The sequence below is a fragment of the Burkholderia sp. DN3021 genome, assembly GCF_049805555.1.
In the GTDB taxonomy this organism is placed as follows: domain Bacteria; phylum Pseudomonadota; class Gammaproteobacteria; order Burkholderiales; family Burkholderiaceae; genus Burkholderia; species Burkholderia pyrrocinia_C.
The window spans coordinates 1-2052 of sequence record NZ_JBNCAB010000209.1 but is presented as its reverse complement, the minus strand read 5'-3'; the positions used below and the strand labels follow the sequence as shown (position 1 = coordinate 2052).

The 2052-nt window shown below is 70.5% G+C and carries 3 protein-coding genes; all 3 read left to right on the top strand.

Going from position 1 to position 2052, the window contains the following annotated elements; all coding sequences use genetic code 11:
* The first annotated feature begins 345 nt into the window (after nt 1–345).
* The 3 genes from fliE to ACPUER_RS36490 all read left to right on the top strand — a co-directional run bounded on the left by fliE (nt 346) and on the right by ACPUER_RS36490 (nt 1740).
* A complete protein-coding gene (fliE, locus tag ACPUER_RS36500) occupies nt 346–690 on the top strand; it encodes a flagellar hook-basal body complex protein FliE (protein WP_072437573.1) in 345 nt (114 codons plus the stop codon).
* A gap of 286 nt (nt 691–976) precedes the next feature.
* On the top strand, nt 977–1411 hold the full coding sequence (fliS, locus tag ACPUER_RS36495) for a flagellar export chaperone FliS (RefSeq protein WP_034179304.1): 435 nt from the start codon (nt 977–979) through the stop codon (nt 1409–1411).
* Nucleotides 1408–1740, top strand: coding sequence for a flagellar protein FliT (locus ACPUER_RS36490; protein WP_175963324.1), 333 nt, complete (start codon nt 1408–1410; stop codon nt 1738–1740). Before fliS ends, ACPUER_RS36490 begins: the two co-directional genes overlap by 4 nt.
* The last annotated feature ends 312 nt before the right edge of the window (nt 1741–2052 follow it).

Here is a 2052-nt window from a genome sequence, read left to right as displayed (position 1 = left end):
CCCGGCAACGCGGCGGCCGCGGCGGCGCCGGGCGCCGGGCTGGCGAGGCCCGCGCGGGCGTCGGGGTTGATCAGCGAGTTGGCCTGCGAATCCATGCGTCGAGTTTCTCCGGAGCGGGACGACTGAGCTCGCTCGGGCGAGCGGGCGGACAATGACACGATGCGATTATCGTGATCCGAGCCATACTCCGATCGACCGAAAAGAGCGGGGTTTCCCCCGTACTTTCTCGGCTTTGCCGCGCGGCGCGCTGCTATCCTTTTTCGCGATCCGGCATGGTGCGCGTGGTGCGGCGCCGGCGGAAACGCCCGGTGCGTCCGGGTCTCTTCTCTTATGTCTGGGGACAGCATGGCTGCGAACGTCAGCGGAATCGGTTCGGTGTTGCAACAGATGCAGTCGATGGCCGCGCAGGCGTCGGGCGGCGTCGCGAGCCCGACGGCGGCGCTTGCCGGCTCGGGCGCGGCGACGGCCGGCACGTTCGCGAGCGCGATGAAGGCGTCGCTCGACAAGATCAGCGGCGACCAGCAGCACGCGCTCGGCGAGGCACAGGCGTTCGAGGTCGGTGCGCCGAACGTGTCGCTGAACGACGTGATGGTCGACATGCAGAAAGCGAACGTCGGCTTCCAGTTCGGGCTTCAGGTCCGCAACAAGCTAGTGAGCGCTTACAACGACATCATGCAGATGTCGGTGTGACGCGACGGGCATCCGGGGACGGCTATCCGGCGACGGGCATCCGGGGACGGCTATCCGGCGACGGGCATCCGGGGACGGCCATCCGGCGACGGGCATCCGGGGACGGGCACCCGGTCACGGCCCTCCGGCCTTGCCGGGCGGGGCCGGCGGGCCGGTTTCCCGCGCCCGGCCGCGGCCCCGCGCGTCTAAAGCTTTTCAAATCCCTTCCGATAACTCCGGAGAAGGCCGCGTCGTGCGATGCACGGCGGCGGCTCCCGTATAGCCAAGGCATGACAAGGAGAAGCGCATGTTTTCCCCAGGACACGCTGGAGCCAGTGCATACGCGCGTGTCGGCGTCGAGACAGGGGTGATGGGCGCCTCCCCGCACCGGCTGATCGCGATGCTGTACCAGGGCGCGCGGCAGGCGATCGCGCTGGCGCGCATGCATCTGCAGCAGGGCAACGTGTCCGCGCGCGGCGAAGCGATCGGCAAGGCGATCCGGATCGTCGAGAGCGGCCTGCAGGCGTCGCTGAACCGCGACGCGGGCGGCGAGATCGCGGGCCGGCTCGACGCGCTGTATGCGTATATCGGCCGGCGCCTGCTGGAAGCGAACGCGCAGGCGAGCGACGCGATGCTGGTCGAGGTCGACGGGCTGCTCGCAACGCTCGAGGAAGCATGGACGGGCATCGCCCCGGAAGTCGCGCGGATGGCCGCGCAACAGGCAGTGGAAGCAGCACGATGAATCTCAAGGCCGAATACTTCGAACGTTACGAGGCGCTCGCAGCCGTGTCGGGCCGGATGCTGTGCGCCGCGCGCGACGCCGACTGGGCCGCGTTGCCGGGGTTGCAGGTCGAATTCATGCAGCTCGTCGACGGGCTGAAGGAAGCCGATCCGGGCGTCGCGCTCGACGAATCGGATCTCGGCCGCAAGCTGGACCTGATTCGCCGCATCCTGGCCGACGACGCCGCGATCCGCGATCTCGCGAGCCCGGACGTCGCGCGGCTGTCCGCGCTGTTCGAGGCGCGGCGCTCGACCAAGGTATTGACCGATCTCTACCGCGCGCGCGGGTAGGGCCCCGCTTTTCGGGGAGACGGGCGCGGGGCGCCCGTGCCCGTTACCGCACGCGGCACGCGCGCTGTTCCCGCGGGCGGCACCGGCGTGCCGCTCCCGGATTCGCAACGATGTGGCTGAGGTGAGCACGCTCCGATCATGACCGGTATCGATTCCGTTGCGGCCGCGCTGCTGGCGAGCCGCCTCGACAGCCTGCTGACCGGCACCGTATCGGCGCCCGCCGGCGGCGGCGCGACCTCGCAGGTCGGCACGCCGGGCACCGGCGCGTCGTCCTCGCCTCCGGCCGGCGGCCCGCCCGCCGCGCCGCAAGCC